At 52.6% G+C, this 6,384-nt stretch carries 6 protein-coding genes; all 6 read right to left on the bottom strand.

What is annotated here, in order from left to right:
• The coding region (locus tag P9L99_06865; GenBank protein MDP8223062.1) for a hypothetical protein at positions 1-440 on the bottom strand (440 nt) is incomplete at its 3' end.
• A gap of 2 nt (positions 441-442) precedes the next feature.
• A complete protein-coding gene (locus tag P9L99_06860) occupies positions 443-2,533 on the bottom strand; it encodes a sensor histidine kinase (protein ID MDP8223061.1) in 2,091 nt (696 codons plus the stop codon).
• Positions 2,521-3,726 carry an N-6 DNA methylase gene (locus P9L99_06855; GenBank protein ID MDP8223060.1) on the bottom strand — a complete coding sequence of 402 codons (1,206 nt, stop codon included), beginning with the start codon at positions 3,724-3,726 and terminating at the stop codon, positions 2,521-2,523. Before P9L99_06855 ends, P9L99_06860 begins: the two co-directional genes overlap by 13 nt.
• 242 nt (positions 3,727-3,968) lie before the next feature.
• Positions 3,969-5,075, bottom strand: coding sequence for an MBL fold metallo-hydrolase (locus P9L99_06850; protein ID MDP8223059.1), 1,107 nt, complete (start codon positions 5,073-5,075; stop codon positions 3,969-3,971).
• An 87-nt stretch (positions 5,076-5,162) separates the two neighbouring features.
• Entirely contained in the window at positions 5,163-5,609 is a 447-nt protein-coding gene (locus P9L99_06845; GenBank protein ID MDP8223058.1) for an NUDIX domain-containing protein, read from the bottom strand.
• A 5-nt stretch (positions 5,610-5,614) separates the two neighbouring features.
• On the bottom strand, positions 5,615-6,358 hold the full coding sequence (locus P9L99_06840) for a hypothetical protein (GenBank protein ID MDP8223057.1): 744 nt from the start codon (positions 6,356-6,358) through the stop codon (positions 5,615-5,617).
• Positions 6,359-6,384 lie beyond the last annotated feature (26 nt).

Here is a 6,384-nt window from a genome sequence, read left to right as displayed (position 1 = left end):
TTTCGGTCTGTCATATATTTTCCATTGAATTCGCTTACACATTTCGAAAAGCCCGCTCGAATTGGCTCCAGATCGAGAGACTCGACGGGCAGGAATGCCGCGATATTACGCTTACGATCACTCGGCACCTCGCCAATCGCTTTTGCCACGGCAGACCATAACAATGCTGGAACCTTTTTTTTATAACAACGGGACACAATTTCGTCACCATTGAAATGCGAATAATTTTGCTTTCTCAGATGAAAATCCGAAATAACGGCATCGAATCTCAACTTGCATAGTCGTGCCCACGTCTCATCTAACGATTCGAGAGGCCCGTCGATAACTAAAGGATGAAGAGAGAGATCCTCCACGATGATTCTTACGCTTTCTCTGCTCTCGCTGTCGTCATCAATAATGGCAACCCTTTCGATTTCCCGGTCGGCGATCTGAATGCCCAAAGCTAATCTCCAAGCGTTGGAAGATGAATCATAAACTCGGCTCCCCCGAGTTCACATTTCGCGGTGACTTTTATCCTGCCGCCCAAATCAATAATAGTATCCCGTACGATAGTCAAGCCCAAACCTGTACCGTTTCGCTTTGTGGACCTGCCAGGAAGCCAGATATCGTGAGCAGTTATTCCTTGAATACCGGGCCCATTGTCTTGAAATAGAATTGCGCAATTGTCATCGTGTTTCTCCGTTGATATCCTGATTATCCGTTGCTCACGGTGAACCGTTTCCAAGGCGGCGACACTGTTGTTAATCAGGTTGACAATAATCGCCTCAATCGCGGCTTCGGCCGCATGGACAAAAAATCCAGAGGACACAAAGGCCCTGTCGATATTCAAATCGCGCCTATCAGTGAATGGTTTCAGTGAATCTAGAATTTTAGAAATTGAATCATGCACGTCGACGCGGCACCAACGGCGCTTTTCGTGTTCAATAAGGCTTAACGTGGCGCGAGAAAAGACAGCCATACTTTCGGTTGCTCTTAGTGCTTTATCGAGTGGCTCAGCATAGCGTTCATCATACTTATCGGGTAAATCTTCCCGGACTCTGCGTTTGATTGATTTTAAGGATAGCAAGATGGTTTTCGTCGGTCCTGCTGAAGATTCGTGAGCAAATGTGGCGGAAGTAATTCCCGCGGTACTTAGTGTTCTATATAAAAGGACCTCACCGCGGAGGCTTTTTACTTCTTGGTTACGCGCAGAATCGTAATCGCTTATTCTTTTTGTTAACTTTGTAACAAATGTTGGAGGAACGTCCGCTTTTTCAACAAATCCAATTAGTTCTTCTTTTGAACGAACGGCGCGGCTACTTGTTTTGCTTCTTGTTTTCTGCCGACGTCTCTCGTCTTGTTCGAGCCGCCTGGCCGCCATCCACTCCATTGCTGATGTCGCAAACGCACGAAGTTCTTGGAAATCTTTATCCTCTTGAAAGCCGATTCGATCCGTTTTTTGAAGAAGCGACGTACCAGAGGAACCAACCACGATGCGCCCAATTAAAGTATTCGTGGACGGCCTAGCCTCGGGACTCTGACTTCGTCTTAGATTCAAATCGAGCCAGTCGTCTCCGGGGTCGCCATACGGAGGGACCCGCAAGCCATTTAGATAGAAATGGATGCCACCAAAGATCTTTAGCCATTGACGCACTTCACCAAGAGTCACGGTACGAGACGAGAAACTCGTGCCAGATAAGACAAAGACCCAAACGTCAAAAAGGGCGACCGGGCAAGTATATTCTTTATAGTCGCTGTAATGTTGTAGCGTCTCGTGGTCTGCCGACCAAAGTACTTGTCCCCGATAATCCAAAACCTGAGCTGACGCCTGCCCTTTTTCGTCAACTGATGCTGATAAGTGATAATCGGCTTGATCAAAATATCTTTCACTTACTCGAGCTTCATATTCCTTGAACTGAGGTGATTCCAACCTTGGGCGGAATGCTTTGGGGTCATCAGCGAAAGGGTTTGCGAGGATAACGAGTTCGCGCGCCAGTTTCTTTACGTCGTTTTCAGTCAATTGAGAATGCAAGCCCGAAATCTCTATTTCTGTTCCTTGTTTAAGTCCTTTTGGCCTTCTAGACGTTTCGATTAGTAGTGGTACGTCCTCAACAACGTCAACTTCGCTAAACTTAGACCAATCAATGAGAACTTCGTGTTGTAAATCGCATTCCTGCGCCGGCCGGGTCGTCAACAGAACAGTATGCCCGAGCCGTAGCGCGGCGAGACGTCCTAAACCCTTGTTTCCCGCTATTTTTCTGCCCATCTTGGTTGGTTCATATGAATCCTTGCGCGACCGGCCAAGTATGAGCCAACCGCGGAGAACATCTTCCTTCGTCAATCCGATCCCATCGTCGACAATGCGAACGGTTCCTCCAGGCTTGTCGACACCGTCCAATTTGACAACACATTCCATCGCATCGGCATCGTGGGAGTTTTTTACTAATTCGACAAGCCCGCGATATGGGCTTGAGATCAGTTCTTCCCCCAATCGCCGTAGGATGTCTGGTGAAAACCGAAGGCTAGAAGTTGTTTTATCCGTTATTGTTGCCATGGTAATTCACCAATCGCGTGTGTCGTGAGATGCCTACATCGAATTCGTTGGTTTAAGAAGTTTGTCGTTTCAGCTGTTGAAAGGCTCCTAAGTAAGCGGCGGCACGCCTGCAACGTGCTGTCTTTTGGAGATAATACAATTAAATGATTTTCGACAGCGATATGTTCGCCTCTTGTGATTATTGACGCAACGGCTCGTTTTTTCTCTTTCGGACTTGACGTGCGACGAACAACAACAAAAGGAGCGGAAAACGTTGATCCTTTATATCGGCGATTTCGCCCGATTGAATTGACTTCGCTCCATATCGGAACGTCACGCGCACAAAGATAAGGTCTCCAGGGTCCGAGATTCGGATTTCGGTGAGGTACAACGGAACCAACAGAGATGTTGAAAAAATCTGACACCTTATGGGCGGTTCCTGTTGGCGTTGGGTACCATACGCCTCTCTGACAGCCCCGACCGGTGTTCCCTCCAATTTCACAATCTAAAACAAACACATCTACATTGGCGTGGTTGTCAAAACGGCCGAAAGGTTCCGCACGGTGAATGTATGCGTTTTCTTCAACGAATACGCGCCATTTCGCATATCTTGTTCCACTTCTTAGGACGTCCGGAAGTATTGCGATGATTCGCGATCCATGCGAACAATTAACCAAGCATTTTTCGACAAACAACGCTGCGAGATTTACCTTTCCTTTAGTCCAAGAACAACCGTGCGGCACCGGTACCATCGTGTATGGGGGGTTAAGCAAGATGTGTGTAGCAGCGGCAAGATGCTCGACAGCAAAGAGACCGTTTCCAATAAAAACCTTGCCAAACATTTCTTCCACGATGTTCTTGGGCAAACCAGTTACATTCTCCATGTTAAGGAGAAACTTGAGAAGTAATCTAATCTTGGCTGCTTTGACAAACGATGGGAATACGTCACATCCGATAAACCGTGATTCTAGCGTTGCTATCTCTTCCAGGCTTTTAGGTTTACTCTGTATTCTTTCCGCGAAAGCGAGAAGAAGATTCCCGGCTCCACATGCAGGGTCGAACACTTTCCACTCGTTCGGAAGCTGGCCGTCAATACCATCGAGAGCGAACTGCGCAAGAGTTTGACCAGTAAAAAATGCGCCCACGGAGCGTAATTCGTCTAGTGGCAACAACGCTCTAAGTTGTTCGCTCGCGCCACCATCTAGCGCAAACAAGATTTCCTTTCTAATTTCATGAGAATAATTCCCACAAGTGAATTTACGTACAAGTTTGTCGAGGTATCGAACATAATGACTATATGCCTTCAGTGCATCCCTCCACGGGCCGAAACCGCCTCATATTATGCTGTCAATATTACTGCCGTACATCGGTTCGTTTCAAGGTGCTATTATGAAAAAATGAGGGGTAACCTTCGAACGGATTACGCTTTCGAAATCAAGCTTGCCCGCCCCCCACATCACAGCTTGGCGAGGCGTTCGGTGGGCGCGGCGGCAGGGACATCGCGGGACTCGCCGGGAGTAAGGGCCCAGAATCGATCGGGATTCACGTTTTGGTCGCGCAGGGCGTCGGCCAGCACCTCGACGGGTTCGAGTCGGCCGTCGTCGCCAAGTCGAAAGGTGCCGAAGTGGATCGCCATGCTCGTGCCGGCCTCCAATAAGAGGTGGGCGCGGACGGCCTCGTGCGGGTCGATATGCATCGGATGCATGAACCAGCGCGGTTGAAACGCGCCGATCGGCAGCATCGCCAGGCGCGGCGGGCCGAAACGCGCATGCACCTGCTCGAAGTGTGAGGACCAGCCGGTATCGCCCGCGAAATAGACGACGCCCGGCGGGCCGGTCAGCACATAGCCGCCCCACAACGTCTTGTGGCGGTCGAACATGCCGCGCCCCGAAAAGTGCTGCGCAGGGACGAAATTCAGTTTGATTTCATGGGTTAACGGCACCTGGTCCCACCAGTCCAGTTCGCTGACTTGCCGCAGGCCGTGGCGGCGCAGCACCGCGGCGTTGCCCAGCCCGGCGAAAAAGCGCGGCCGGTGGTCGGCTTGCAGGCGTTTCAGGGTCGGCATATCGAGGTGGTCGTAGTGATCGTGGCTGATCACCACCGCGTCGATGGGCGGCAGGTCTTCCCAGCGCAGGCCCGGATCGTGAACCCGTTTGGGACCGATGAACGAGACCGGGCTGGTGCGCTTGGACCAAATGGGGTCGGTGAGGATATTCAGCCCGCCGTATTGCAGTAAGACCGTGGAATGATTGACGAAAGTCACGCGGAGATCGTCTACCCGTTGCGGCGGCGCGGGGCCGGGCTCGATTTCGACCCACTTTTCCCACGGGCCGGGCTTGCGGCTGCTGACCCAGCGCAAAAACTCTTTGGTTCCGGGCTCTTGGCCGCGAATTTCCGGGTTGACGAAGCGGCCGTTTTCGAACGGTGCCCGCTCCACCGGGCCGTCAAAGGTTTCGGCGGCCAAATTCGACTCCACCGCCACCAACGCCGCGGTGAATAGTGCCAGGAACGCCGCCGCGATCCACAGGGGACGGCCGGCGCGTTTTTTTCGTTTGTCGTTCATCGTGGTTCATCCGTGATTTCCCGTTTTCGAATGTGTCGTATGCGTCCATCCGGAAGAAAATAACCACAAAAATACGTCTCGCCGGTCTTATTCGGCGGCCAAAACGGACGTAATAATGTGATGCTGGTAGTCTTTTAGGTCCGGTAATCGGTCGGCGCGACACCAATTAATCTCGTCGACTTCCACGCTCGGGCGAAATTCGCCGCCGACCACATGTGCGAGGTAGATGACTTCAAAACTGGGAGCCACCACCCCGGTCACGACTTCGTAGAGGCGGTCCACCTCGATATCCAAGTCGGTCTCTTCCTTGATTTCGCGCACGACGGTCTCGGCGGGCTCTTCGCCGCGTTGCATCCAGCCGCCGGGCAGCGACCAGACAAATTTTCGCCGGTAGGTGTGGTGGAACAGCAGCACGCGGCCTTCGCCGTCGGTGATCACCGCGACCACGCCGATCAGGAATTTCGGATGCCACAGGCTAAGGATGAAACGTTGCAGACCCGGCCAGAAGGAAAGCCAACGCCAGATGGCGACCACCCACTTCAATTGGCGTTCTTCACGCTAACCGGCGCCATCACCTCGTTGAGTTCTTCCACGAAAAGTTCGGCGTCTTCGACGTTGGCCAGAATCACACTGACCTGATCGGCGGTTTCGGCGGGGTCGGCAACGCCCAGGCCGATTTCCGAAAGCAGGCCGACGGCTTGCTCGATCGTTTCCAGGCGGGCGTCGATGGTGCGGCGTCGCTCGGCCAGGTCGCGCTGCGCGTTTTGCCGTTTGCGCAACACCTCGATTTGCCGTTCCAAGTAGGGCTTTTCGGCCGCGGCGGCTACCGACAACTTGCCCTGCACACGGCCGATTTCGGCGTTGTAATCGATCTTATTGTTCTGTAGCACGGCGTCGATGCGGTGGGCGGCCAGTTGCAGGCGCAGAAAGGTTTTCACCATGCGTCTGATCTGGCTTTGGCTGCCCGAGAGCACGGAGTGCACGATGTTCTGGTTGCTTTCGATGTCGGCAATCGCCTGGTCGGAGATGTCCAGAAGCCGGAAGTAGCGGTCGCGGTCTTTGGGCCGCATTTTGCGGATGTTGAAATCCGGCGAACTGCCGCGGTCGAGGACGCCACGCGCCGCCAGGTAGGCGATTTCGCCGCCCAGCAGCATCCAGCCGAAATTGTTGATGCCCACGGCATCGAGCGGGTCCAAGAGGTACAACGCGAAGCCCGCCGCCAGGTACAGCAGGTTGAAACGGTTGATCCAGGGATGCAGTAAAAAACTCTTCCACCACTTCACGTGCAAACTCCTTCACGTTCGGATCG

Origin of the sequence: Candidatus Lernaella stagnicola (assembly GCA_030765525.1) — a bacterium.
Classification (GTDB): Bacteria; Lernaellota; Lernaellaia; order Lernaellales; family Lernaellaceae; genus Lernaella; species Lernaella stagnicola.
This window is presented reverse-complemented; position numbering and strand designations above follow the sequence as displayed.

Excerpts from the sequence above, each read along its gene's own strand:
- P9L99_06860 (MDP8223061.1), bottom strand. The coding sequence starts at position 2,533 with ATGGCAACAATAACGGATAAAACAACTTCTAGCCTTCGGTTTTCACCA.
- P9L99_06850 (MDP8223059.1), bottom strand. The coding sequence starts at position 5,075 with ATGAACGACAAACGAAAAAAACGCGCCGGCCGTCCCCTGTGGATCGCG.